The following is a 25,404-nucleotide window of genomic DNA, read 5'->3' as shown; positions in this document are numbered from 1 at the left end:
CACCGCCCTCAGGGCAGCGGCATCCAGGCCGGCACCGCCACGTCGGCATGAGCGAATTGCGGCAGCTTTTCAGACAATTCCTCCATGTTCTTGATGTCGGCGTCGTTGAGCTGCTTCTGGGTGATCAGCGTCGGCGGCACGATGACGCTGCGGCCGGGATCCTCGCCGGCCATAAGCATGGCGAGCGCGCGCACGGAGACCTGGCCGACGACAGCCGGATTGGTGGCGGCGGTCGCCGCCCAAGCGCTGCCGGGCTCGCGCATCGCCGAAATGTCGGCGGTGGAAATGTCGGCCGAGTAGATCTTGATGCCGTCCGCCATGCCGGCCTCGTCGACGGCGATCTTCACGCCCTTGGCGAACTCGTCATAGGGCGCGAACACGACCTGCACGTCGGGATTGGCCGACAGAACGGAACGGGCCTGGTTGGCGACCGAATTGGCAATCGGATTGTCGAGCGTTCCGAACTGGGCGAGTTCCTCGATGCCGGGATATTTTTCCTTGAACTGGACCCAGGTCTCGTCGCGGCGGTCGAGCGGAGCGATGCCGGGCACGTAGACATAGGCCGCCTTCCAGCTCTCGCCATTGTCGCTGATCGCCTGTTCGAGCGCCAGCCGCGCCAGGTCGCGGTCGGACTGCTCGATCTGCGGGATCGCCTCGTTGTCGACATTGACGTCGAAGGCGACCACCTTGATGCCGGCATCGACGGCGCGCTGGGCCGCTTCCTTCATCGATTCGGTCAGGCCGTGTTGAATGACGATACCGTCGACACCGAGCGCGATCGCCTGGTCGACCATGTCGGCCTGCAGGGCGGCGTCCTGGCGGCTGTCGAAAACGCGCAGTTGCACGCCGAGCGCCTTGGCCTGGGCCTCCACGCCGGAGAGATAGGCCTGGAAGAAGTCGCCCGTCGACAGATAACGCACCAGCGCGATCTCCACCTCGCCGGGATTGTCGAACGGGGCGGGCTTGTCCTGGGCGAAGGCCGGTGCCTGCGCGGCCAAAGCAGCGCCGACGAGGCCACCGGCAAGCCGGGCGAATGATCTTCGGGTAATTCTCATGCTCTTTCCTCCACTGACATTTTCCGTTTGGCGTTAGTTCGGGTTGGCACTAGCGGGCCGCCCGGCCCGCTAGCGCAAAAGTGAACATCAACGCGATCACCAGCACCGCGCCCTTGATGAAATCCTGGGTGTAATAAGGCACGTTCATCATGGTGAGGCCCTGCAACAGCACGCCGACGAACAGCGCGCCGATCGCGGTACCGAAGGCGTTGGGCTTGGCCGCGCCCAGCACGGCGAAGCCGATCAGCGCGGCCGCCACCGAATCGAGCAGTAGATTGTTGCCCGACGCGATGTCGCCGCGGCCGAGCCGCGCGGCCAAGAGAATACCGCCGATCGAGGCGAAGACGCCGGAAATGACATAGGCCCAGATCTTGTAGGCCTTGACCGGCGCGCCGGCGAACTCGGCCGCGCGCGCATTCGAGCCGACGGCGTACATCATGCGACCGAAGCGGGTGTATTCGAGAAAGAACCAGATCAGGATCGCCAGCACGATCAGCACTACGACCGAGGACGGGACCAGATTGGAAATAAAGAAGTCGAATCGGTGCCGGCCGAGCGCGAGAAAAGCCTGGCTGAACTGGCCGGCGGCGGTCGAACCGTCCGGCAGGGTCATGCCGACGGCGATCGAGCGGCCTTCGGTCGGGATGCGCTGCAGGCCGATCAAGAGAAACATCATGCCGAGCGTGGCGAGAAGATCGGGCACGCGCATATAGCAAATGATCAGGCCGTTGACCAAACCGACCAGCGCGCCGATGGCGAGACAGGCGATGACGGCCGTCATGGCATCCTGTTCCAGCACCACCATCACATAGGCCGCCGCCATCATCGAGCTGGTGGCGATCGAGCCGATCGACAAGTCGAAGCCGCCGACCACCAAGGTCGCGGTCACGCCGAGCGCCAGGATGCCGGTGATGGAGACCGATTGCAGGATGAAGACCGCGGCCTGCGGCGAGGCGAAGCCGCGCGTGAAGGCGGAGAAAAATATCACCAGCCCCAGAAGCAGCGCGATGAATCCGTAACGGATCGCGATCTCGCGGACGCTCGAGCGCCGGCGCGGCGGCTCGGGCGCCATCTTGCCGAGATGGCCTTCGTCGGTTCTTACGTCCATCGCCGTGCGTTCTCCCGGATCCGTCATGCCGCGCCGCGCACGTCGCGTCCCGCGACCTCGGCCAGCAACCGGTCCATATCGACATCCTCGTTGCGGTGTTCGCCGATCAGCGTGTGTTCCGACATGACCAGGATGCGGTCGGCCGTCTCCATCGCCTCGTCCAGCTCGGTCAGGAACAGCAAGGTGGCGCGACCGCCGGCCCCCGCGCGCAGCTTGGCGGCGATGTCGCGCCGAGCGGCGATGTCGACGCCCTGGAACGGTTCGTCGAGGACCAGCAGATGGCAGGGCTGGGACAGCCAGCGGCCCACCGTCACCTTTTGCTGATTGCCACCCGAAAGGGTCGCGAGATTGTCGCGCTCGGACCGGCACACAATACTTAGTTCGCCGATCTGCGCACGGGCCACGTGGCGCTCGCCACGACGTTGCGACACGCCGAGCCTCGACAGGCGCCGAAGGAAGGGCAGGCTGATGTTTTCGTAGATGTTGAAGTCCGGCACGAGGCCGCTCGAGGCGCGGTCCTTAGCGACCAGGAACACGCCGGCATCGATCGCGCGGCCGGGACTGGCAGGCGCGTAGGCGCGCGCGTCGAGCCTCATCGTACCGCCGAGGGGCTTGCGGATCGCGAACAGGGTTTCGGCCAGCGCCGTCTTGCCGACGCCGACCAGCCCGGTGACGGCCACAACCTCGCCGGCTCCGAGAGAAAACGAGAACGGACGCGCGCCCGGCGCGATGCGCAGATCGTCGGCCGAAAACACCGTTTTCGTCGCCGCCCGCGCCTTGATGGCGCGCTTGTCCACCGTCTGGCCGAGCATGGCGTTGACCGCGCCCTCATAGTCGAGCGGCGCTTCGTCGAAAGTACCGACGATGGCGCCGTCGCGCAGGCTCAGAATGCGGTCGGCGATCCGGCGGATATCGGACATGCGGTGGGAAATGTAGAGGATCGCCACGCCGCGATCACGCAGCCGGTCGATCAGTTGGAACAGCCGCGTAGCCTCGCTATTCGACAGCGAGGCGGTGGGCTCGTCGAGGATCATCACCTTCGGCTCGTGCGACATGGCGCGCGCGATCGCCACCATCTGTCGGTCGGCGAGGCTCAGTCCGGCGATGTCGGCGGAAAGGTCGAGCGACAGCCCCATGCGCCCGGCAATCGCCCGCGCCTCGCGCCGCACCCTGCGACGGCTGAAAAACAGCGGCGCGGCGGCGCCATTGAGCCGGTCCAGCGTCAAATTGGTGGCCACGTCGAGGGCGGCGACGACGCCGTCGTTGATGTTTTGGTGCACCGTCACAACGCCGGCGCGCATCGCCTCGGCGGGGGTAGCTGGATCGTGTGGCGCGCCGGCAAGCGTCATCGCGCCGCCGTCGAGCCGGTAAACGCCGCTGAGAATTTTGACCAGGGTGGACTTGCCCGCGCCGTTGGCACCCATCAGCACGGTCACCTCGCCCGCGCGCAGGGCGAGGTCGATCCCACCGAGCACCAGGTTGGGACCGAACGATTTCGTCACGCCCGCAATACGGAATACGGCGTCCTCGGCCATCGCGTCCTCCCGACGATGACGCTACGGAGCGAGTAGGCAAATGTCAATACGATTGACAATTGACAGGCCGTTACCTAGCCTCGCTGTCGAGATGGGAGGATGGGAGCCGGTCGACACGCGGGCTCGGAGGCGCCGGGCAAGGCGAAATCCAACGGATCAGGGGGCAGAGCACGGACGGGACGTCCCCCTTCGACGCTTTGCGACGCTGGAACCCGCGATTTCGGCCCCATTGCCGCGCAGCGCGCCGAAACCGCAATGCCGATTGACCCCAAGGATCGAGGAGGCTGGCTTGATGCAGGACCGTCCGTTCGAAGCGCTGAGCGTGGATACGCTGGCCATGCGCCTCGCCGACGTCGCGGCGATGCGCGACAAATTGGGCGACGATCCGACAGGATGGCGCGCGCGCGAGGTTGGCGACGGCAACCTCAATCTGGTCTTCATCGTGGAAGGCGCGCGCGGCACCGTCATCGTCAAGCAGGCGTTGCCTTATGTGCGGTTGGTCGGCGATTCCTGGCCACTGCCGCTCAAACGTTCGTTTTTCGAGTATCACGCGTTGACGCGGCAGGCGGCGCGCGCGCCGGGGCGGGTTCCCGAGATCTTTCATTTCGACGAGACCCAGGCGCTGATCGTGATGGAATTTCTGTCGCCGCACATCATCCTGCGCAAGGCGTTGATCGAAGGGCGGCGGCCACCGCATATGGCCCGCGACCTCGGCCTGTTCCTGGCAAGGACGCTTTTCCGCGGCTCCGATCTTTGCATGCGGGCCGGGGAGCGCAAGGCCGACCTGGCGCTGTTCGCGGATAATGTGGAATTGTGCGAGATCACCGAGAACCTGGTGTTTTCCGATCCCTATTTCGACGCGCCGATGAACCGCCATACCAGCCCGCAGCTCGACCTTCTGGTGGCCGAACTGCGCGCCGACCGCGATCTGAAGGTCGAGGCGCAAAGGCTGAAGCACCGCTTCGCCACCGGCGCGGAGACGCTGGTGCATGGCGACATGCATACCGGATCGGTGATGGTGACGGACGACGACACATTTGTGATCGATCCCGAGTTCGCCTTCTACGGCCCGATGGCCTTCGACGTCGGCATGCTGCTGGCCAATTTCTGGATGGCCTATTTCTCGCAACGCGGTCACGAAAGCGGCGGCGAGCGCGACGCCATGCGCGCCTACCTCCTGATCGTGATCAGCAAATGCTGGGACACATTCCATACCGAATTCGCGCTTCTGTGGCGCACCGAACGCACCGGTATGCTTTATCAACGAAGCTTGTTCGAAGACCAGGGCGACGCGCTCGGCGCCGAACAGGCGCGGCATCGGCTTATGCGCGATTTGTGGACGGACATGCTCGGCTTCGCCGGCATCGAGATCCATCGCCGCATTCTCGGCCTGGCGCACAATGCCGAATTCGAGGAGATCGAGGATGTCGATATGCGGGCGGCCTGCGAGGCACGCGCGCTGAAATTCGGCCGACATCTGGCCGTCAACCGGCACGGCATCCAGTCGCTGGCCGAGATCGGCGTCCTGGCCGAAACGCTGGACCGAGGAGAGATTTCGTGAATGTCGGCGATCGCCACTTCCGTACCATCTGGCTGAACGAGGACGGTCGGTCGGTCGATATTATCGACCAGCGCTGGCTGCCGCACGAATTGCGCGTCGAGACGCTGAAATCAGCCAACGACGCGGCCACCGCCATCCGCGACATGTGGGTGCGCGGCGCGCCGCTGATCGGCGTCACCGCCGCCTACGGCGTGGCGCTCCAGATGCGGACCGACCCGTCCGATGTCGCGCTCGACGCGGTCTGGGACACGCTGCACGCCACCCGGCCAACGGCAATCAACCTGAAATGGGCACTCGACGAAATGCGGGCGCTGCTGCGGCCCCTGCCCGAAGCCGAGCGCGCCGCGGCCGCCTATCGGCGCGCCAGCGAACTCGCCGACGAGGATGTCGAGCTCAATCGCGGCATCGGCCGCAACGGCCTCGCCCTCATCCGCGCGATCGCTGCACGCAAGAAGCCCGGCGAGACGGTCAATATCCTGACTCACTGCAATGCGGGCTGGCTGGCGACCGTCGATTACGGCACCGCGACCGCGCCGATCTATCTGGCGTTGGAGGAAGGCATTTTCGTCCACGTTTATGTGGACGAGACGCGGCCGCGCAACCAGGGCGCCCAGCTCACTGCCTGGGAGATGGCCGGCCACGGCGTGCCGCACACGCTGATCGTCGACAATGCCGGCGGGCATCTGATGCAGCGCGGCGCCATCGACATGGTGATCGTCGGCACCGACCGCACGACCGCCAATGGCGATGTGTGCAACAAGATCGGCACCTATTTGAAGGCGCTCGCTGCATACGACAATCACGTACCGTTTTACGTCGCCCTGCCTTCGCCGACCATAGACTGGACGATTGCCGACGGGCTGCGCGACGTTCCGATCGAAGAACGGGACGGGGACGAGGTGTCGCTGGTATGGGGCCGTGCGCCGGACGGAACGCTGTGCCAGGTGCGGATTTCGCCGGACGCCACCGGCGCCGCCAATCCGGCCTTCGACGTCACGCCGGCCCGGCTGGTCACGGGACTGATCACCGAGCGCGGCGTCGCCGAGGCCTCGGCGGCCGGCCTGAAGGCGCTGTTTCCCGAAAAAGCGAAAGCCTCGGCGGCCTGACGTTCATCCGCGCTGAACAGGCACCGCGGCGGAGTAGGCCTGCGCGCCAGAGCCGGACGTGGTGTGGGCGAGCGCGGACGGCGTGCGGCAGCCGACGATCGCCGGCGCCTCACGCACCAGCGCCTCATCGTCGATCGCGGCGACCATGAACAGGGCAAAATCGACGCGCCGCGTGCGGTTGCTGGCCAGGACCGGATCGCCGACGTGCCGGCTCCATACCGGCAGGCCCTGGCTGTCGCCCTCCTCCAGATCGCTGCCGCGCACCACGGTCCATCGCCGGTCGCTGGCAAAGACGCGCCGGCACGCCTCCACCTGGTCGTCAATATCGACCAGGCGGGCGAGCCTGGCCAGCCAGCCGATCAGCTTCACCAAAGTCCGGAATTGCCACGAATAGACGTCGCGGCCGTCGCGACTGATATGCCACCCACAGGAAAAGACCAGGCGTGCATCGGGCGCGGCGAAGTCGAGTACGGCCTGGGCGGTGCCGCTGGCATAGTTGCGCACGCCCCAGGGCACGAGCACGACGAGGACGGCATCGCAGCCCGCGACCGCGCGCCGGATGACATCGCGGTCGTCGGTACGGCCGGGAACGATGGTGACGCGGTCCGCGAAGGCTTTTAGCTTGTCGACACTTTGCGGCCGGCAGACGCCGACCACCTCGTAACCGCGCTCAAGCGCGTGCTGGACCATATAGCGCCCGAGCTTGCCCGACGCGCCAACGATGCAGATCCTTTTCGGCGAAGCCACTCGGGGCGCCGCGCCCGCTGTCGCTGTTGTCACGGTCAGACTTCCTTTTGTTGTTCACAAGCGCCCGGCAAGGGCCTGAGCGGACGGCTCATCCATTCCCTTACGCTGTAAGTATATATACGGTGTAAGGTTGTCAAGGACTGGAAACCGGCGATGGCTGCACCGAGCGCGAAAACCGATCGAAAAAAGGGCCGGCTCACACGGGAACGTGTGGTGCGGGAAGCGGTCGCGCTAGCGGATGCGCACGGCATCGCGGCGCTGTCGATGCGCAAGCTGGCCGACCGGCTGGGGGTCGAGGCGATGTCGCTCTACCACCATGTCGCCAACAAGGACGCGATCCTCGACGCCATGGTCGATTTCGCCTTCGGCGAGATCAGCCTGCCGCGCGCGGACGAGAACTGGAAGGCCGCCATGCGCACGCGGGCGATCGCGGCCAGGACCATGCTACGCAGCCACCCCTGGGCGCTTGGTCTGCTGGATTCGCGCCGCAATCCGGGCCCGGCGACCTTGCGCCACCACGACGCGGTGATCGGCTGCCTGCGCGCGAACGGGTTTTCGGTCGCCCGGACCGCGCATGCCTATTCCGTACTCGACAGCTATATTTACGGCTTCGTGCTGCAGGAATTGAACCTGCCCTTCGATACGCCCGACGACCTGGCGGCACTGGCCGAGACCATGCTGCAGCATTTGCCGGCCGACACCTATCCGCACCTTGCGGAGATGACCCGCGAGCACGTATTGCAGCCGGGCTACGCCTATGGCGACGAGTTCACGGTCGGCCTCGACCTGATACTCGACGGCCTCGATCGAAACGACGATTGAAAAGACCGCGGCGAGGGAACCGGCGGGTGTGCGTCCGGCAGTGCGGCACGGGCGGACGCAAACGATGCCTGAACGAAAACGGGGCCTCCCGAAGGAGACCCCGCCGGATACGTCAGATCGGTGCCGGCTTTACTGCTGCGAAAAATCGATCGTCGGCAGCAATTCGGCGAAGAAGGCGTCTTCCTTCTTCAGCACGGCGCCGAAATCGGCCGGGCCGGCATAATCGATCTCGACCAGCGCCTTCTTGGCGAAGTTCTGAAAGGTTTCGCCTCCGGCCGCCTTCTCGGCGGCGTCCGCCAGCGCGGCAACGACGTCGTCGGGCGTCTCTGCCGGCGCCCACAGGCCGATATTCGGCGGCAGGGCCAGATCAACCCCCGCATCCATCAGGGTCGGCAGGTCCGGCGCCAGCGAGGCGCGCTTTTCGGAGAGCTGTGCCAACGGCACGAGCTGGCCCGATTCGCCGCGCGGCAGGATCGCCGAGGCGAAGCCGAGCACGACGTCGACATCACCGGCGATCGTCGCGGCGATCGCCGGCGTCACGCCGCCGAAGGGAATGTGAAACAGCTTGATGTCGGCAGCCCGGGCGATCGCCTCGGCCGCGATATGGGTGGCGCCGCCGGTGCCGGCGCTGCCGTAGCTGACCTTGCCGGGATTATCGCGCGCATAGGCGATAAACTCCTCGATCGTCTTGAACGGCGCGCCGGAACGCGCTGCGATCACATTTGGACCGACGGCGACGCGGGCCACCGGCTTCAGATCGCCGAACCCGTAGGGCAGTTCGCGCTGGTGCGGCGCAACCGTCTGGACCGAGCTCACCGCCATCAACAGCGTGTAGCCGTCCGGATCGGCCTTGACCACCTCCGACGCGCCAACCGTGCCGCCCGCTCCGGGACGGGTCTCGACCACCACCGGCTGGCCGAGCGCCTGCGACATGTCCTCGGCCAACGTGCGGGCCATGGTGTCGGTCGAGCCTGGCGAATAGGGCACGACGATCGTCACGGCGCGCTCGGGAAAGTTCTGGGCGCTCGCCGCGCCCAGGCCGAGGGCAAGCGCGGCCCCGGCCAACAGGGTCTTGAATATGGTCTTCATATCATCCTCCGTTGTGAATGGATTGGTTGGAGACATCGTACCGGCCGGCCAGCCTCGGCGGGGCGGACGGCGACACCAGGCGGGCAGCGGCTGCGCGCCCGGCGATGAAACCGAGACCGAGCGCCGACAAGAGGCCGTTGCCCGACACGTAGCCGGCGCCGCCACGGCGCCCGCTGATCCCGACCGCCGCGCCGCCGCCGGCGTAAAGCCCGGGGATGGCGGTTCCGTCCTTGCGGATCACTTCGGCATGGCCGTTGACCATCAGACCGCCCTGGGTGTGGAAACAGGCTGGTTGGATCGCGCTGTAGCGCAGTGCGGCACCGAGCGGCCCAAAACCCCACGCGAGGCGCCCGAACGCGTCGGGCGCCTCGCCGCGCGCGGCCGCACGCGCGGCTGCAAGCGTTTGCGCCAGCGCCCCTGCAGGCAATCCCGTCGCGACCTCGATCTCGCCGGGAGAGCCGGCGCTCCGGGCGACACCCATGGCGCAGGCGGCGGCAAAGTCGGGTTGGCCGGCCGCCACGTCCTCGGCGATGCGGGCGTCGTAGACCAGATGGAACGGGCCGGTGCCGGCAAGCTCGAGATCAGCGAAAGCCGAATAGCCGAGGGTTTCGTCGCCGAAGCGGCGACCGCGACCGTCGACGACGATCGCGCCGCGCTCGACCAGCGTCCAGGTCATCAAGGCGCCGGTTTCAACACTGATGGCGGCATGGCCCTGATAGGCGCCGAGATTGCCGGTCCCGGCATCAAGCGCGAGCCCCCATTCGAGCGCCTCGCCGGCGCTGTGCGGCGAGCCGGCATAGATGGCGCCGGTCGCCCCGGGGCAGTGATGAGCCAGAAGGTCGGCGCGCGCGGCAAACCCGTTGCAGGCGAGGATAACGGCGTCGGCACCGATGCGCGACGGCGCGGCGGGGGTGCCGACGACGGCGCCGCAGACCCGCGCGCCGTCGTCGATCAGCGCCGTGGCCGGTTGCGAGAAGGCCAGCGGGATATCCCGCCGCGCCACCGCCCGTTCGAGGCCGCCTATCAGATCGGCGCCGCGGCGCGACGGCGGGGCGTGCAGGCGATGGGTGCCATGGCCGACATGTTTGTATTTGGTGACGAGATCCAGCTCGAGACCGGTATCATCGATAAGGAAGTCGATCAGTTCGGCGGAGACCGCCGCGAGCACACCGACCAAATGCGACGCGTCATGCGGCCCGGCGACCATTGCCAGATCGCGTGCGAAGGTTTCGGCCGTGTCAACCACGCCCGCGGCACGCTGGAGCCTGGTTCCCGCAGCCGGGATCGAGCCACTCGACAGCGCGGTATTGCCCTGGCAGACGGGAGCCTTTTCCACGATGGCGACGCTGGCGCCAAGCCGATCCGCCGCGAGCGCGGCCACCAGCCCGCATCCCCCGGCACCGATCACCAACACATCCACCCTGGCGTCGACGTCGGTCGCCATTGCACTCCCTTCGCGGAACTGACCGTGTGCCGACCGTTGACGATTCGAACGCGTCCTGGCCACCACAACGGCCTTCGTCAGCGTGTTCGCCATCGGTCTCACCCCGTAAAAGTGTCGACACTATTGAGCGCAGCTATGATTAAGTCAACAGTTTTGCCCCCCCTCGCGGTACGAAACGGTTTTTGATTTCATCGAAAAATCCGTGCCTTCATATTCACTTCTCATAAAAGTAATGTATAAACAAATAGATAGCGCAAGAGTTGGGTCAGAGCCGACCCAATGCGCGGATTTGATAGGCCGGCAAGACTGTTGACAGTACAAGCCCACCGCGCAAATTTGTCGCCACCGCAGGCGATCGGACGCCGCAACGATCTGGAAAATGTGGCGATCATGCCCGACAACGACACTACAAGGACACCGGGAACCGACCGCATTCTCGTTACCGGGGCGGCCTCGGGGATCGGTCGCGCGGTCGCCCTGCGGCTGCTCGACCGGGGCTGGTTCGTCGACGGCATCGACATCGCGCCCGCCGATATCGCCCTCTCACATCCCCGATACCAGCACTTGCGCGCCGATCTCGCCACAGCGACGGGGCTCGATGCGCCCCTTTCCACGATCGCCGGCGAGCGCTATCAGGGGCTGGTGCACGCAGCCGGCATCCTAAGGGCGGACGACGACCCGGACACCCGTGGCGATCTCGGGGCGAGGCTGTGGCGGCTGCATGTGGCGGCGCCGCAACGGCTGGCCGAAACGCTGCTGCCGCGCATGCCCGACCGGCGCGGCCGGATTGTGCTGGTGTCGAGCCGCGCCTCGCAGGGACGCAGCGGCCGCGGCCTCTATTCGGCCTCCAAGGCGGGAACCGAAGGTCTGGCGCGCGCGCTTGCGCTCGACTGCGTCGCGCGCGGCATCACCGTCAACGCCGTGGCGCCAGGCCCGACCGACACGCCGCAACTGAAGGACAAGGCACGCGCCGCCGCCCCCGTCGCCCTGCCCCCGCTCGGCCGCCTGATCGCGCCCGATGAAATCGCGGCGACGATCTGCTTCCTGCTATCGCAAGAAGCGGGCGCGATCACCGGACAAACCCTTTATCATTGCGGCGGCCTGTCACTCGCCGGCCTCACCGCCCCCGCCGCGCCCATCGGAGATCGGCCGCATGTCTGATTTCAACCGCAACGAATTGCAGGCCGCACTGGTCCTGATCGGGCTCGGCATAGGCTGCCTGATCATCGCCCTCGGCTATCCGATGGGCACGGTGGTACGCATGGGCGCCGGCTTCTTCCCGGTCGCGCTGAGCGTTCTCCTGATCGGGCTCGGCGCGGTGCTCGCCTGGCAAAGCCGCACGGCCGAAAAGACGGAGGTGGTACTGCGGCTGCGGCCCTTCGTGATGATCCTGGGCGGCATTTTGGCCTGGGCGCTCATGGTCGACCGGATCGGCTTCCTGCCGGCCACGGCGATCCTGGTTGTGTTGTGCGCGATGGTCGAGCGGGAAACGACATGGCGCTCCGCGCTTCTGCTCACCGCGGGGCTGTGCGTTTTCGGCTGGCTGGTCTTTATCGTCGGTCTCAAGATTCCGCTATCGATGCTGGGAGGCTAACGATGGACCTGATTTCCGGACTGGCGCTCGGCATCGAAACGGCGATAACGGCCGAGGCGCTGCTGTTCTGCTTCCTCGGCGTGACAATCGGCATGTTCATCGGCGTGTTGCCGGGCATCGGCCCGCTCGCGGCGGTAGCAATGATCCTGCCGATCACCTACCACCTGGAACCGATGGCGGCGCTGATCATGCTCGCCGGCATTTTCTACGGCGCGCAATATGGCGGCTCGACTGCGTCGATCCTGCTCAACCTGCCAGGCACCTCGACGACCGCGGTCACCGCGATCGACGGTTACCCGATGGCCAAGCAGGGACGCGCGGGCGTCGCGCTGTTCATCACGACGCTCACCTCTTTCTTCGGCGGCTGCTTTGCGATCGTGCTTTTGATGAGCTTCGCCCCGGCGCTCGGCGCAATGGCGCTCAAATTCTCCTCGGCCGAATATTTTTCCATCATGCTACTGGGCCTGATCGCAGCGGCGACTATGTCGCTCGGCAATCCACTCAAGGGCGTCGCCTCGGTCGTGGCCGGGTTGATGCTGGCCATGGTCGGCATGGACACGACCTCCGGACAGCTTCGCTACACTTTCGGCATCCTGGAATTGCAGGATGGGCTCAATCTCGTCGCGATGGCGATGGGGCTGTTCGGCGTGGCCGAGATCCTCAAGAACGCCGGAACCCCGGAGCGCGACGCCTCGCAATTGCAGAAGGTTCGAATGCGCGACCTGGTGCCGACGCGGAAAGATCTCAGCCAATGCTGGAAGCCCGCCATTCGCGGCGCCGGCATCGGCTCCTTCATCGGCACGCTGCCGGGCGCCGGACCGACGCTGGCGGCGTTTTTGTCCTACGCGCTGGAAAAGCGGGTGGCGCGCGACCCGAGCCGGTTCGGCCGCGGCGCGATCGAAGGCATCTCCGCCCCGGAGGCCGCCAACAACGCCTCGACCCAGGCCGCGTTCATTCCCACGCTGGCGCTCGGCATTCCCGGCGACGCGGCGATGGCGGTGCTGCTGGGTGCGATGATGATCCACGGCATCCAGCCGCGGCCGGAATTCTTCACCGAGCACGCCGATCTGTTCTGGGGCCTGGTCGTCAGCTTCTGGGTTGGCAATCTGATGCTTCTGGTGCTCAACATCCCGCTGATCGGGATTTGGGTGCGCATCCTGACGATCCCCAAGCGCATCCTGTTTCCGGCCGTCACCTTCTTCATCTGCGTCGGCGTCTACAGCGTCAACAACAGCCCGTTCGACGTCTTGATGGTGATCGTCTTCGGCATTGTCGGTTATCTGATGAACGCCTTCCAGTACCCGACTGCGCCGCTCCTGATGGGCTTCATCCTGGGACCGATGATCGAGCAGCATTTCCGGCGCGCGCTGCTTTTCTCGCGCGGCGACCTGACCACCTTTATCGACCGTCCGATCAGCGCGGCCTTCCTCGCTGCCGCGGCGATCCTGTTCGTAGCTATGCTGCTGCCGTCGCTGAAGGCGCGGTTCGGCAAGAGCGCCGCCGCGAAGAAGAGCCAGGAAAGCGCCAGCGCCGAATAAAGCCGGCGCCGGATATCGGCGGGTCACGAGCAGGCGGAGCGCGGCCGGCTTTCATCCGCCGCGGCAAACCGGGCAGCAAGGGCGCGATCGGCAGCCCCCGAAACGGCAATGGCGCCGCAGAGAGGCGCCATTGCAAACGGGCTTTGCCGAGGTTGCGGGCCGCCTGGGCAAGACGCTACGGACGGCGATTGCCTCAGGAAGCGGCGCGCTCCTCGGGCACGACGACGCCGCTGAGATCGTTGTAGTGGCTTTCCATCTGCTTGATCCGGGGCTGCTCCATCAGCTCCCAGATGTCGTCGATACCGACCAGCAGGTCGGGACGGTCGACGACCTCGCCGGTGGCGATCGATGCCTTGAGGATATTAAGCGCGTTCTCCATCGCCATCAAAGCGGCCGCGGGCAGCATGCGCGGCAGGGTCACGCGCTTAACGCCGAGCTCGGCCAGCCGACGGATCGGGACCAGCGGCGTCGTCGGACGGCTGCGGATACCGAAGCCCATATTAACCGAGACCGGTACCGGGACGGCGTCGACCAGGCGCTTGATCTGCTCCTCGCCGGCGATCGCATCGGCGAAGATCATGTCGGCGCCGGCCTTGGCATAGAGCCTGGCGCGACGGATCGCGCCTTCGATGCCCTCGACGGCGATCGCATCGGTCCTGGCCAGAACGACAAAATCATCATCCTTACGCGCGTCGCAGGCCGCCTCGATCTTGCGCGCCATCTCGCGCATGTCGATCACGTCCTTGCCGGTCATGTGGCCGCAGCGTTTCGGGCTGACCTGGTCCTCGATATTGACGCCGGCGACGCCGGCCTCCTCGAAGCGCTGGATGGTGTGATAGACGGTGACCGGATTGCCATAGCCGGTGTCGGCGTCGGCCATGACGGGAATGGAGACGCTGCGCGCGATCATCCGGCAAGCCTCGACATTGTCGGTCAGCCCCATAATGCCGACATCGGGCACGCCGAGCCGCGAATTCGACAGGCCGGCGCCCGTCGTACAGGCGGTCTTGAAGCCCATCTTCTCGACCACACGCACGCTGTAGCCGTCGAACACGCCTGGCGACACGATGATCCCGTCCGCCGCGATCAACTCGCGCATCCGACGCACGTGCGTTGCCTGCTGCTGTCGCTCAGAGCTCATCCGGTTTTCCTCTCTTCGGTGCCGCTCGAGGGCGGCGCTTCGGTTTCAAGCAGCGCCTGGAGCGATTGGGTGGCCCGACCGATATGCGCGCGCATCAGCGATTCGGCGAGGTCCGCGTCGCGCGCCTTCATCGCCCGCAATATCTGCCAGTGCTCGGCGAAGGCATCCTCGCGCCGGCCCGGCGCGTTGCCCGAGCGCGCGCGGTAAAGACGCAGCAAATAATAAAGCTCGTCGCACAAAAGCGCGCGGATGCGGGCATTGCCGCTGCCCTCGGCGATGCGCACATGCACGTCGAGAGAAACGCCGTCACTCCTTTTTTTGGCGTCGGAGAACGCCACCAGCAAATCGTCGAGCTCGGCATCGCTCATGCGTTGCGTGGCCAGGCGCACGGACATGCCCTCCACCGCCTCGCGGAGCTGGAAAATCTCCACCATGTCGGGGATCGTTAGCGCGACCGCGCGTGCCTTGAGATAAGGTTCCTTGACGACCAGGCCGCGCCCCTGGAGCTGCTTGACCGCCTCGCGCACCGGGCCGCGACTGACCGACAGAAGCTCGGCGAGCGCGGCCTCGTTGACCGGCCCGCCCAGCGGTATCTCGCCAGACAGAAGCATCTCGAAAATCTTGCTCGTGACCCGGTCGACCAGGGTAGACTGTTCGCGTTCCGGCAAGACGCTTCCTCCTGTCGACACTTTTGGTCCGAAACCCAGATTGATCCAAGGGATAGCTAAGCTTAGTGAATTCTTCAAGAGCGTTCCGGCAAAAGTGTTGACACTTTTTCGGTCGATCCATATTCCTTTTCCCAGGAAGGTCGGATCGTGACAGTGCGCCAGATACCACTTGCAAGCTTCGAAGGACCACACGGCGAGGCCGCGCAATGCGTCGCGCTCGACGCGCTTGCGGGAGATCGGCCGCGACGCCTGCCGGCAAGCCTGAGCATAGTCCTTGAAAACGTGGCGCGCCAGGCGCTCGGGGGCGCGGACGTTGCCGAGCCGCTAGGCAAGATACTGGACTGGACACCGGGCGCGGCGGAACTGACTGTTCCGCTCAGGGTGTCGCGCGTGATCCTGCCCGATTCCAGCGGACTGCCGGTGCTGATGGACCTCGCCGCGGCGCGCGATGCGGTTGCCGAGGCCGGTGGAGACCCCGCCGTCATCGAACCTATGGTTCCCGTCACGCTGGTGGTCGACCATTCGCTGATCGTCGATGTCGCCGGCCGGCCCGACGCCGAGGCCCGCAACATCGAAAAGGAATATCAGCGCAACCGCGAACGCTACGCCTTCTTCAAATGGGCGCAGCGGGCCTTTCAGCGCCTGCGCGTCGTGCCGCCCGGCGCGGGCATCATCCACCAGGTGCATCTGGAAAAGCTCGCCCGTGTGGTTGAGGAGCAGGACGTGCCCGGTGTCGGCCGGATCACCGGACCGGAATTCGTGCTCGGCTGCGACAGCCACACGCCGATGGTCAACGGGCTCGGTCTGCTCGCCTGGGGCGTGGGCGGCATCGACGGCGAGGCGGCCGTGCTCGGTCAGGACTATGTGGTGCGCATCCCGCGCGTCATCGGCGTCAGGCTGACGGGCCGGCTACCGGCCGGAGCGACGACCACCGATCTGGTTTTGACGGTCACCGAGCGGCTGCGCAAAGTCGGCGTGGTCGGCGCGTTCGTCGAATTCTTCGGCCTCGGCGTCGCCACGCTGACCGTGCCCGAGCGCGCCACCCTGGCCAACATGGCGCCCGAATATGGCGCGACCATCGGCTTCTTCCCGATCGACGCCATGACGATCGACTATCTCACGCGGTCGGGCCGCGAGCCTGACCATGTCCGGCGCGTGGAGGCCTATGCGCGCGCATCCGGGCTGTTCGTGGAGGAGCACGACCAGGCGATCGAATTCACCGAGACCGTCACGATCGATCTCGGCCAGATCGCGCCCAGCGTGGCAGGCCCGAAACGACCGCAGGACCGCGTGCCGCTGACGGGAGTCAAATCCGCCTTCCGCGACGTCCTCGCCAAGCCGGTTGACGCGGGCGGGTTCGGCCTCGCGCCGGAACGGCTCGACGATACCGTCACGATCGACGGGCTCGAGGCGCCGCTGCGCCACGGCACGATCACCATCGCCGCGATCACCTCGTGCACCAACACCTCCAACCCGTCGGTGATGATCGGCGCCGGGCTTCTGGCCCGCAACGCGGTCGCGCGCGGCTTGCAGGTGCCCGACTGGGTCAAGACCTCGCTCGCGCCCGGCTCGCGGCTGGTGCGCGATTATCTCACCGAGGCCGGGCTGATGACGCCGCTCGAAGCGCTCGGCTTCCACATTGTCGGCTACGGCTGCACGACCTGTTCCGGCAAATCCGGACCGATCCGCGCCGACATTGCCGAGGCGGTGCTGGGCAACGACCTGGTGGCGGCGGCGGTGCTGTCGGGCAACCGCAATTTCGAGGGCCGGATCCACAAAACCTGCCGGGCAAGCTACCTCGCCTCGCCACCGCTGGTGGTGGCCTTTGCGCTCGCCGGCCGCGTCGACGTCGATTTCGAGACCGAGCCTCTCGGCACCGGCAAGGACGGCGCGCCGGTCTATCTGCGCGACATCTGGCCCGACGGCGAGGAACTCGCGCGCCTGGTGGCGACCAGCCAGCAGCCGGGCCGATTCCGCGACAGCTACGCAACGCTGTTCGACGGGGCCGCGCTTTGGCACGAGCTGGAAACGGCGAGCGGGCCGCGCTTTGCCTGGGACCCGGCCTCGACCTATATCCGGCGGCCGCCCTTCTTCGACGGGCCGCACGAGGCGCTGCCGGACCGGATCGAGGGCGCGCGCGTGCTGGTACGGGCGGGCGATTCGCTGACGACCGACCACATCACGCCGAGCGGCGAGATCCTGGCCGACACCCCGGCCGGACGCTTCCTGATCGCCGCCGGGGTCGAGCCCGACAACTTCAACGCCGTTACCCAGCGACGCGGCAATCACGACTTCATGGCGCGCATCACCTTTGCCAACCAGCGCATGAAAAACCTGCTCGCACCCGGCCGCGAAGGCGGCATGACACGCACGGCGCCGGACGCCGAGCCGGTGACCATTTTCGAGGCGGCCGAAAGCTGGCGCCGGCAGAACGTGCCGCTGATCGTGCTCGCCGGCACCGATTACGGCATGGGATCGAGCCGCGACTGGGCGGCAAAGGGGCCGAAACTACTCGGGGTGCGGGCGGTCGTGGCGGAAAGTTTCGAACGTATTCACCGCGCCAACCTGATCGGCATGGGCATCCTGCCGCTGACCTTCGCCGACGGCGAAAGCGCGTCCTCGCTCGGCCTGTCGGGTTTCGAAACCTACGATTTCGACGGTCTGCGGGCCGCAGTCGAGACGGATCGCCCGGTCACTGTGACGGCCCGGACGGCCGGTGGCGAAACAAGGTTTTCGGCACGGGTGGACGTGGCGAGCAGCCACGAGCGCGCGCTGTTGCAAAATGGCGGTCTGTTCGCCTCACTGATGGCAGGACTGGAATCGCGACGCATCGCGTCGGACCAAGGAGGACATGATGACACCTGAAGACGGCCGCAAGCTCGCCCTTGCCTATCTTGCCGCGATGGAAGAACGCGATCTCGACACCGCGCGCAGCCTCGTCGCCCAAAACGGCGCGCAATTGGTGTTTCCGGGCGACCGCCGGTTCGGCTCGATCGACGAGATCGTCGCCAATTCGGGCAGCCGCTATCGCGTGGTGCGCAAGACGATCGGCGAAAGCTGCGCCTGGGAACAGGACGGCTCCATCCAGGCACTGGTGACCGGCACGCTCTACGGCGAATGGCTCGACGGAAGCGCCTTCAAGGACATCCGCTTCATCGACCGTTTCGACATCCGCGACGGAAAGATCGTGCGCCAGGAGGTGTGGAACGATGCCGGGGAACGGATCTTGTCGATGCAGAAAGAGGCCGTATCTTGACATTCGACCTGGTTTTGAAGGGCGGTGAGATCGTCTTTCCGGGCGAAGGCGTCCGCACCGGCAGCATCGGTGTACGCGACGGGCGGATCTGCGCCATCCTCGACGCCGCGGAAAAGGCCCAAGGCCGGCGGGTGATCGATTGCAAAGGTCGCTGGATCCTGCCCGGCGTGATCGATCCGCACACCCATATCGGCTTCGGCGACAAGGAAAACGACTGGTCGAGCGAAACCGCGACAGCCGCGCTCGGTGGGGTCACGGGGCTGCTGAGCTTCTGGCGACACGACGATCTGGGCAGTTCGACCGGGCCGTGGCGGGCGGCCGCCGAGGCGCGCTCGGCGATCGATTTCGGGCTGCATTTCGGCGTCACCTCGCGCCGCCACGTGGCCGAGTTGCCGGCGCTTGCCAAGCGCTTCGGCGTCACCTCGGTCAAGGTCTATCTGATGTACAAGGGCGCCACCGGCGCGGCCAAGGGTTTTACCGAGGTCGACGACGCGCTGCTTTATGCAGCGCTGCAGGCGGGTGCGCGCATCAAAGGCGGCGTCGTCGGCGTCCATTGCGAAAACACCGAGGTGATCCCGCTGTTCCGCGAACCGCTGAAAGCGGCGGGGCGCGACGACCTGGCGGCGTGGGACGAGCAGTCGCCGGGCTTCCTGGAGGCCGAAAACGTCTTTCGCGTCGCCTTTTTCGGCGAGAAGGCCGGCTGTCCGGTCAACATCGTCCATATGTCGTCGGCCGAGAGCCTGGAGATCGTGCGCCGGTTGCGCCGTCCGGGGCGACCGCCGATCCATGTCGAGACCTGCATCCATTATCTGTCGTTGACGCGCGACAGCCCGCTAGGTCCGATCGGCAAGGTCAATCCGCCGCTGCGCCCGCAGGCCGATGTCGACGGGTTGTGGGAAGGCGTGCGCACCGGCGAGATCGCGACCATCGGCTCCGACCACGTTCCGCGCAAGCGCGCCACAAAGGGGCCTGACATCTGGTCGGCGAGCGCCGGCTTTCCCGGCCTGGCGCAGATCCTGCCGGTGCTGATCGAGGAGGGCCACCACAAGCGCGGCATTGCGATCGAGCGCCTGGCGGCGGCGGTTTCGCGCAATGTGGCCACGCTCTATTCGCTGCCCGGCAAGGGGATGATCGCGCCGGGATACGACGCGGACTTCGCCATCGTCGACCCGGACGCCACCACCACGGTGCGCGCGGCCGACTATCCGTCCCATTCCGACTATTCGCCCTATGAGGGCATGCGCCTCCGCGGCCGTGTGACCCACACTATCCGGCGCGGCGAAATTCTCGTGGAGGACGGCGTCCTTGCCGGCGCGCGAGGCGCGAGCGGGCGTTACCTCCACCGCGAGCCCTGAGAGGACCCACCATGGCAGAACGTATCTGGGATCGGTTTCTGACCGAGCACGACAAGACAATCTACCAGCTCGCCGGCTACGGCAAACGCGGCGGCTTCGGCAAGCGGCCGGCGCTGTTCATCATCGACGTGCAATATAATTTCTGCGGCGACACGCCGGGCGAGAGCCACGCCGATGGCGTGAAGAAATACCGCACCCATTGCGGCGAGGCCGGCTGGAAGACCGTGCCGCATACCGAGCGGCTGATGCATCTGGCGCGCGCCAAGAACATCCCGATCTTCTATACGCAGTCGGAGCGGCGCCCGGACATGGTCGACAGCGGCGTCCAGGTCGGCAAGAACCATCGCGGCACGGAAAAGACCTCGATGGAAGGCACGCACGCCACTCAGACCGTGGCGCCGCTGGCACCGCGTCCGCAGGACATCCTGATCGGCAAGCGCAAGCCCTCGGCCTTTTTCGGCACGATGTTCATGAGCCATCTGAACTTTCTCGACGTCGACACGCTGATCTTGACCGGTTGCACCTCGTCAGGCTGCCTGCGCGCGACCGCCGTCGACGCCTATTCGTTCAACTTCAAGACGATCATCCCGGAAGAAACCGCCTTCGACCGGTTCGAGGCAAGTCACGCGATGAGCCTGTTCGACCTCAACTGCAAATATGCCGACGTCATCCCGGTCGACGAGGTCGCGGCCTATCTTGAAGGCCTGACGCCGCGTAAGACGGAGACCGACTGAGCAGCGCCCGCAGGCGCCGGACAACCGACGAGAGGAGACCGCCACGATGAAACCGCCGCGCGGCACCGACATCGCGCTCGAGGCTCCACACGGCAGCTTCGGGTGCTATCTCAGCCGGCCTGAGGGCGAGGTGAACGCCGGCATCGTGCTGCTGCAGGAAATTTTCGGCACCAACCTGCATATCCGCGAACTCGCCGACCAGTGGGCCGACGCGGGTTTCGTCGTCATCGTGCCCGACCTGTTCTGGCGCAGCGCGCCGGGCCTGCAGCTCGGCTACGACGGCGCCGATCTCGACCGGGCGCGCGCCATGCGGGCCGCATTCGATCTGGAGGCGGCGATCGACGACGCGCTCGCCTGCGCGGACTATTTGCGCGCACACGGCGCAAGGCGCGTCTTCACGGTCGGTTATTGCCTCGGCGGCAAGCTCGCCGTGGCGACGGCGACCCGGCCCGGCTTCGACGGCGCGGTCGGCTATTACGGTGTCGGGATCGAGAAGCTCGGCATCGCCGGCGGCGTCAAATGCCCGGTGTTGCTGCATTTCGGTGCCGACGATCCGGCAACGCCGCCGGAGGCGGTCGTCGCGCTCGGCCGGCAATTGCCGGCCGGCGCCGAGCTATTTTGCTACGAGGGCGCCGGGCACGGTTTCAACAATTGGCGCCGCCCCACGCATGACGCGCCCGCCGCTCAACGGGCGTTCGCGCGCAGCCTCACCTTCCTGCGCGGCATCGACTGAGGCGGGCTCAAGGCCGGGCCCATCTGCTCCAACAAGGCGATCCGCGCCTGCGGCCGGCACTCGAAGCCGAGCGCGTGCCTCGACTTGGAATTGCCGGCGCGCCGGCAGGAAGGCAGCGACAAAACGAACCCTTTCATCGTCCTCGCCTTTAAGATATGCGAGAAATGCATATTATTGAACTGCGAACGAGACGGCGCCGGCGGCATCGTTTCGACCAGAGCCTGGTCCCGGACTGGCAAGCGCGAGCGAAAAGAACGGCATGGTTTCGACATTGACCACAACCGAGCGCCAGGTCGCGCTCCTGCTTTCGGCGCTGGTCGCACTCACCGGCCTGGCGCTGGCGGCGGCCGGACGGCACGATCCGCTCGGCGTGCATGGCTTCCTGATCCTCGTCTACGGGCTCGGCTGCGCGACCGTGGTCGCGCGCGGCTATTACAGCCCCGAGCCCGATTCCGAGCGGCTTTCGCGCTATTACGACGAGCCGATCAAGGCGGGACTTCTGATCGCCATGGCCTGGGCGGTGGTCGGCATGTTCGTCGGCGTGTGGGTGGCCACGCTGCTTGCCTATCCCGAGTTCACTTTCGACCAGGCCTGGGCGAGTTTCGGACGGCTGCGGCCCGTTCACACCACCGGGGTAATCTTCGGCTTCGGCGGCAACGCGCTGATCGCCACCTCCTTCCACGTCATGCAGCGCACGTCGCGCGCGCGCATGCCCGGCCAGCTTTCGCCCTGGTTCGTGCTCGTCGGCTACAATCTGTTCTGCCTTCTGGCGGTCAGCGGCTATCTGATCGGCATCACCCAGTCGAAGGAATATGCCGAGCCGGAATGGTATGCCGACATCTGGCTGGTGATCGTGTGGGTGACCTATCTGGTGCTCTACCTGCGCACGCTGGCGCGGCGGCAGGAGCCGCACATCTATGTCGCCAACTGGTATTATCTGGCCTTCATCCTGGTCGTGGCGGTGCTGCACATCGTCAACAATCTTGCGATCCCGGCCTCGCTCGGCGGCGCCAAGAGTTTTCCGGTCTTTTCCGGCGTCCAGGACGCAATGACGCAATGGTGGTACGGCCACAACGCCGTCGCCTTCTTTCTGACCGCCGGTTTCCTGGGGATGATGTATTATTACCTGCCGACGCGGGCCGGACGGCCGATCTTTTCCTACCGGCTGTCGATCATCAGTTTCTGGGGCATCACCTTCTTCTACATGTGGGCAGGGTCCCACCACCTGCATTACACCGCCCTACCCCACTGGGTGCAGACACTGGGCATGACCTTTTCCGTCATGCTGCTTGTGCCGTCCTGGTCGTCGGCCGGCAACGCGCTTTTGACCCTCAACGGCGCCTGGCACAAGGTGCGCGACGACGCCACGCTGCGCTTCATGATGGTGGCGGCGGTGTTTTACGGCCTGTCGACCTTCGAGGGCTCGTTCATGGCGATCCGCCCGGTCAACGCGCTGTCGCACTACACCGACTGGACCGTCGGCCACGTCCATGCCGGCGCGCTCGGCTGGGTGGCGCTGATCACCTTCGGCGCGATCTATTCGCTGGTACCGATGCTGTGGAAACGTGAACGCATGTATTCGCCCGCGCTGGTCGAGCTCCATTTCTGGCTCGCGCTCGCCGGAACCGTCATCTACGTCTTCGCGATGTGGAATTCGGGCATTATCCAGGGCCTGATGTGGCGCACCTACAATGAGAGCGGGACGCTCGCCTATTCCTTCGTCGATTCGCTGGTGGCCATGCATCCCTATTATGTCGCGCGGGCCTTCGGCGGGCTGCTGTTCCTGATCGGGGCGGTCGCCGGCTGCTACAATATCTGGATGACGATCCGGTCGACCGCCAGCGCCGCGCGCGAACCTACCGGAGACCGGCCCGTCGCCGGCGCCCCGGCGGCGGAACCGGCGGAGTAGGCCCATGTTCAAAACCCACTACAAGCTTGAGCGCAACAGCATCGGCTTCGCGCTCGCGATCATCGCGGTGGCGAGCATCGGCGGGCTGGTCGAGATCGCCCCGCTGTTCACCATCGACGAAACGGTCGAAGCGGCGCCCGACATGCGCGTCTACACCCCGCTCGAACTGGCCGGGCGCAACGTCTATATCCGCGAGGGCTGCTATGCCTGCCATTCGCAGATGATCCGGACACTGCAGGACGAGGTCGACCGCTACGGCCCCTACTCGCTGGCCGCCGAGTCCCAATACGACCACCCGATGCTCTGGGGCTCGAAACGCACCGGCCCGGATCTGGCGCGCGTCGGCGGCAAATATTCCGACCAATGGCATGTCGCGCATCTCGACGATCCGCGCGCGGTCGTGCCCGAATCGGTGATGCCGGCCTATACGTGGCTGCTCGACACGGAGCTTAGGACCGACGATCTCGGCAACCAACTCCGCGCGCTGCGGCGGGTCGGCGTGCCCTACACCGACGCCATGATCGACAGCGCGGCGGCCGACGCCGTCAACCAGGCCAATCCCGACGGTGCCGGCACCACGGGCGTGGGCGAGCGCTACGGCGAGGCAACCACTATCCGCGCCTTCGACGGCGACCCAGGTCGTCTCACCGAAATGGACGCGCTGGTTGCCTATCTGCAGATACTCGGCAAGCTGACCGACGCGGCAACGGCGCAAACGTCGGCAATGGAGGCAAAGCCATGATCGACATCAGCCACGATACGCTGGTCGGCATCTCCAAATCCTACGGCCTGTTCTATCTTATCGCGCTGTCGATCGCCGTCGGCGTCTATGCCTTGTGGCCCGCCAACGGCAAGAAGTTTGAACGCGCCGCCAAAAGCGTCCTGAAGGACGAGGAGGGACCGTGGCGGTAGAAGAACGCGACGCCCATACGGGCTATCTGACCACCGGCCACGAATGGAACGGCATCACCGAACTCAATCGCCCGGTGCCGAAGATAATCTGGCTGTTCCTTCTGTCCACGTTTGCGTTTGCGTTCCTGTGGTGGGTGCTGATGCCGGCCTGGCCGCTGGGTGCGACCTACACGCGCGGCCTGCTCGGCGTCGACCAGCGCGCGCGCCTGGCCGACGATCTCGCCGTCGCGGCGGCACGGCGCGCCGACTGGATGGCGGAGATCGAGGCCAAGCCGGTCGAGGCGATCCGCGCCGACCCGGCGTTGATGCGGCTTGCGCGCGAGAGCGGACGGACCCTGTTCGCCGACAATTGCGGCGTGTGCCACGGCGCCACCGGCGGCGGCGGACCGGGCTATCCAAGCCTTGTCGACGGTGCGTGGCTGTGGGGCGGCGACGCGAAGACGGTCGCCGAGACGATCCGTGTCGGGATCAATTCCGACCACGCCGAAAGCCGCGTCGGGCAGATGCTCGCCTTCGGTCGTGACGGCATTTTGGAGCGCCAAGCGATTTCCGACGTGGTCAGCTTTGTGCGCTCGTTGTCCGACGCGCCGCTCGCCCCGGCTGAGAAGACGGGCGCGGCGGCCGGCGCGACGATCTTCGCCGACAACTGCGCCGCCTGCCATGGCGAGGACGGACGTGGCAGCACCGATGTCGGCGCGCCGGACCTGACCGACGGCTCCTGGATCTATGGCGGCGACCGGCCGTCGATCTTCGCTTCCGTCGATCGCGGCCGGCAGGGCGAAATGCCCGCGTGGGAGGCGCGCCTGACGCCGGTGCAGAGAAAGCTGCTGACCGTTTATGTGCTCGACCTCGGAGCGAAACAATGACGGGCCCGGCGAACGGATCTGTCGCGTTCGCGACTGCGCGGCGCACGGGTCAGCGCCTTCTTATCGGCGTCGCGATCGCGGCCGGGCTAGGGGGACTGGCGCTGGCCAACCTCCATCTCGTCTATGTGGCAGTCAGTTCGCAGCCGGCCTGCGTCGAGCACGCCAAATCCCCGGGCACGGCACCCGGCACTTACCGTGCGGCGAAGTCGGCCTGCTGACGGACGGGCAACG

At 66.2% G+C, this 25,404-nt stretch carries 24 protein-coding genes; 16 read left to right on the top strand and 8 right to left on the bottom strand.

Annotation, left to right across the window (positions count from 1 at the left end):
• Nucleotides 1–8: 8 nt before the first annotated feature.
• The 3 genes from GN330_RS15860 to GN330_RS15850 are packed head-to-tail and all read right to left on the bottom strand — an operon-like array spanning nucleotide 9 to nucleotide 3,698.
• Nucleotides 9–1,055: a substrate-binding domain-containing protein gene (locus GN330_RS15860; protein ID WP_156713626.1), complete on the bottom strand. Its 1,047-nt coding sequence runs from the start codon at nucleotides 1,053–1,055 to the stop codon at nucleotides 9–11.
• Nucleotides 1,056–1,104: 49 nt separating this feature from the next.
• Nucleotides 1,105–2,127, bottom strand: a complete 1,023-nt coding sequence (locus GN330_RS15855) for an ABC transporter permease (RefSeq protein WP_156713798.1) — start codon at nucleotides 2,125–2,127, stop codon at nucleotides 1,105–1,107.
• A 59-nt stretch (nucleotides 2,128–2,186) separates the two neighbouring features.
• Entirely contained in the window at nucleotides 2,187–3,698 is a 1,512-nt protein-coding gene (locus GN330_RS15850; protein ID WP_156713625.1) for a sugar ABC transporter ATP-binding protein, read from the bottom strand.
• Between the two features lie 292 nt (nucleotides 3,699–3,990).
• Between GN330_RS15850 and mtnK the strand changes: the two genes are divergently transcribed.
• Together mtnK and mtnA are read left to right on the top strand one after the other, a co-directional pair.
• Nucleotides 3,991–5,259, top strand: coding sequence for an S-methyl-5-thioribose kinase (gene mtnK, locus GN330_RS15845; RefSeq protein WP_156713624.1), 1,269 nt, complete (start codon nucleotides 3,991–3,993; stop codon nucleotides 5,257–5,259).
• Nucleotides 5,256–6,365, top strand: coding sequence for an S-methyl-5-thioribose-1-phosphate isomerase (gene mtnA, locus GN330_RS15840; RefSeq protein ID WP_343040740.1), 1,110 nt, complete (start codon nucleotides 5,256–5,258; stop codon nucleotides 6,363–6,365). Before mtnK ends, mtnA begins: the two co-directional genes overlap by 4 nt.
• A 3-nt stretch (nucleotides 6,366–6,368) precedes the next feature.
• Here the strand turns inward: mtnA and GN330_RS15835 are convergent, their stop codons facing one another.
• Nucleotides 6,369–7,145 (bottom strand): NAD(P)H-binding protein, encoded by a 777-nt coding sequence (locus GN330_RS15835; RefSeq protein WP_197435197.1) that lies wholly within the window; start codon nucleotides 7,143–7,145, stop codon nucleotides 6,369–6,371.
• Between the two features lie 120 nt (nucleotides 7,146–7,265).
• On the opposite strand from GN330_RS15835, the gene GN330_RS15830 reads away from it, so the two are divergent.
• Nucleotides 7,266–7,934 (top strand): TetR/AcrR family transcriptional regulator, encoded by a 669-nt coding sequence (locus GN330_RS15830; protein ID WP_156713623.1) that lies wholly within the window; start codon nucleotides 7,266–7,268, stop codon nucleotides 7,932–7,934.
• Nucleotides 7,935–8,063: 129 nt separating this feature from the next.
• On the opposite strand, the gene GN330_RS15825 is transcribed toward GN330_RS15830, so the two are convergent.
• Both GN330_RS15825 and GN330_RS15820 read right to left on the bottom strand, forming a co-directional pair.
• Complete coding sequence (locus tag GN330_RS15825; RefSeq protein WP_197435196.1) at nucleotides 8,064–9,023, bottom strand: tripartite tricarboxylate transporter substrate binding protein; 960 nt, start codon at nucleotides 9,021–9,023, stop codon at nucleotides 8,064–8,066.
• Between the two features lies 1 nt (nucleotide 9,024).
• Nucleotides 9,025–10,467, bottom strand: a complete 1,443-nt coding sequence (locus GN330_RS15820) for an FAD-dependent oxidoreductase (protein WP_156713621.1) — start codon at nucleotides 10,465–10,467, stop codon at nucleotides 9,025–9,027.
• 309 nt (nucleotides 10,468–10,776) lie between these two features.
• On the opposite strand from GN330_RS15820, the gene GN330_RS15815 reads away from it, so the two are divergent.
• The 3 genes from GN330_RS15815 to GN330_RS15805 are packed head-to-tail and all read left to right on the top strand — an operon-like array spanning nucleotide 10,777 to nucleotide 13,599.
• A complete protein-coding gene (locus GN330_RS15815) occupies nucleotides 10,777–11,628 on the top strand; it encodes an SDR family NAD(P)-dependent oxidoreductase (protein WP_246188697.1) in 852 nt (283 codons plus the stop codon).
• Nucleotides 11,621–12,061: a tripartite tricarboxylate transporter TctB family protein gene (locus GN330_RS15810; RefSeq protein WP_197435195.1), complete on the top strand. Its 441-nt coding sequence runs from the start codon at nucleotides 11,621–11,623 to the stop codon at nucleotides 12,059–12,061. Before GN330_RS15815 ends, GN330_RS15810 begins: the two co-directional genes overlap by 8 nt.
• A gap of 2 nt (nucleotides 12,062–12,063) precedes the next feature.
• On the top strand, nucleotides 12,064–13,599 hold the full coding sequence (locus GN330_RS15805) for a tripartite tricarboxylate transporter permease (protein WP_156713619.1): 1,536 nt from the start codon (nucleotides 12,064–12,066) through the stop codon (nucleotides 13,597–13,599).
• A 193-nt stretch (nucleotides 13,600–13,792) separates the two neighbouring features.
• On the opposite strand, the gene GN330_RS15800 is transcribed toward GN330_RS15805, so the two are convergent.
• Complete coding sequence (locus GN330_RS15800) at nucleotides 13,793–14,740, bottom strand: isocitrate lyase/PEP mutase family protein (RefSeq protein WP_156713618.1); 948 nt, start codon at nucleotides 14,738–14,740, stop codon at nucleotides 13,793–13,795.
• Nucleotides 14,737–15,408 (bottom strand): GntR family transcriptional regulator, encoded by a 672-nt coding sequence (locus GN330_RS15795; protein WP_156713617.1) that lies wholly within the window; start codon nucleotides 15,406–15,408, stop codon nucleotides 14,737–14,739. Before GN330_RS15795 ends, GN330_RS15800 begins: the two co-directional genes overlap by 4 nt.
• 147 nt (nucleotides 15,409–15,555) lie before the next feature.
• Here GN330_RS15795 and acnA point away from each other — a divergent pair, with 147 nt between their 5' ends.
• From acnA to GN330_RS15750, 10 genes are all read left to right on the top strand, one after another.
• Nucleotides 15,556–18,273, top strand: coding sequence for an aconitate hydratase AcnA (acnA, locus tag GN330_RS15790; RefSeq protein ID WP_156713616.1), 2,718 nt, complete (start codon nucleotides 15,556–15,558; stop codon nucleotides 18,271–18,273).
• Nucleotides 18,263–18,664 carry a nuclear transport factor 2 family protein gene (locus GN330_RS23510; protein WP_210252324.1) on the top strand — a complete coding sequence of 134 codons (402 nt, stop codon included), beginning with the start codon at nucleotides 18,263–18,265 and terminating at the stop codon, nucleotides 18,662–18,664. Before acnA ends, GN330_RS23510 begins: the two co-directional genes overlap by 11 nt.
• Nucleotides 18,661–20,019, top strand: coding sequence for a dihydroorotase (locus tag GN330_RS15785; protein ID WP_197435193.1), 1,359 nt, complete (start codon nucleotides 18,661–18,663; stop codon nucleotides 20,017–20,019). Before GN330_RS23510 ends, GN330_RS15785 begins: the two co-directional genes overlap by 4 nt.
• A gap of 11 nt (nucleotides 20,020–20,030) precedes the next feature.
• Nucleotides 20,031–20,753, top strand: coding sequence for an isochorismatase family protein (locus tag GN330_RS15780; RefSeq protein WP_156713614.1), 723 nt, complete (start codon nucleotides 20,031–20,033; stop codon nucleotides 20,751–20,753).
• Between the two features lie 46 nt (nucleotides 20,754–20,799).
• The gene (locus GN330_RS15775) at nucleotides 20,800–21,486 is read left to right on the top strand and encodes a dienelactone hydrolase family protein (protein WP_156713613.1); all 687 of its coding nucleotides are present in this window, start codon (nucleotides 20,800–20,802) and stop codon (nucleotides 21,484–21,486) included.
• A gap of 259 nt (nucleotides 21,487–21,745) precedes the next feature.
• Nucleotides 21,746–23,395: a cytochrome-c oxidase, cbb3-type subunit I gene (gene ccoN / locus GN330_RS15770; RefSeq protein ID WP_156713612.1), complete on the top strand. Its 1,650-nt coding sequence runs from the start codon at nucleotides 21,746–21,748 to the stop codon at nucleotides 23,393–23,395.
• Between the two features lie 4 nt (nucleotides 23,396–23,399).
• The gene (ccoO, locus tag GN330_RS15765; protein ID WP_156713611.1) at nucleotides 23,400–24,137 is read left to right on the top strand and encodes a cytochrome-c oxidase, cbb3-type subunit II; all 738 of its coding nucleotides are present in this window, start codon (nucleotides 23,400–23,402) and stop codon (nucleotides 24,135–24,137) included.
• Nucleotides 24,134–24,307, top strand: a complete 174-nt coding sequence (locus tag GN330_RS15760) for a cbb3-type cytochrome c oxidase subunit 3 (RefSeq protein ID WP_156713610.1) — start codon at nucleotides 24,134–24,136, stop codon at nucleotides 24,305–24,307. The genes ccoO and GN330_RS15760 overlap by 4 nt, the downstream gene beginning before the upstream one ends.
• Entirely contained in the window at nucleotides 24,298–25,173 is an 876-nt protein-coding gene (gene ccoP, locus GN330_RS15755) for a cytochrome-c oxidase, cbb3-type subunit III (protein WP_343040735.1), read from the top strand. The genes GN330_RS15760 and ccoP overlap by 10 nt, the downstream gene beginning before the upstream one ends.
• Entirely contained in the window at nucleotides 25,170–25,391 is a 222-nt protein-coding gene (locus GN330_RS15750; RefSeq protein WP_156713609.1) for a hypothetical protein, read from the top strand. Before ccoP ends, GN330_RS15750 begins: the two co-directional genes overlap by 4 nt.
• Nucleotides 25,392–25,404: the final 13 nt, after the last annotated feature.

Origin of the sequence: Nitratireductor arenosus (assembly GCF_009742725.1) — a bacterium.
GTDB lineage: Bacteria > Pseudomonadota > Alphaproteobacteria > Rhizobiales > Rhizobiaceae > Mangrovimarina > Mangrovimarina arenosa.
This window is presented reverse-complemented; position numbering and strand designations above follow the sequence as displayed.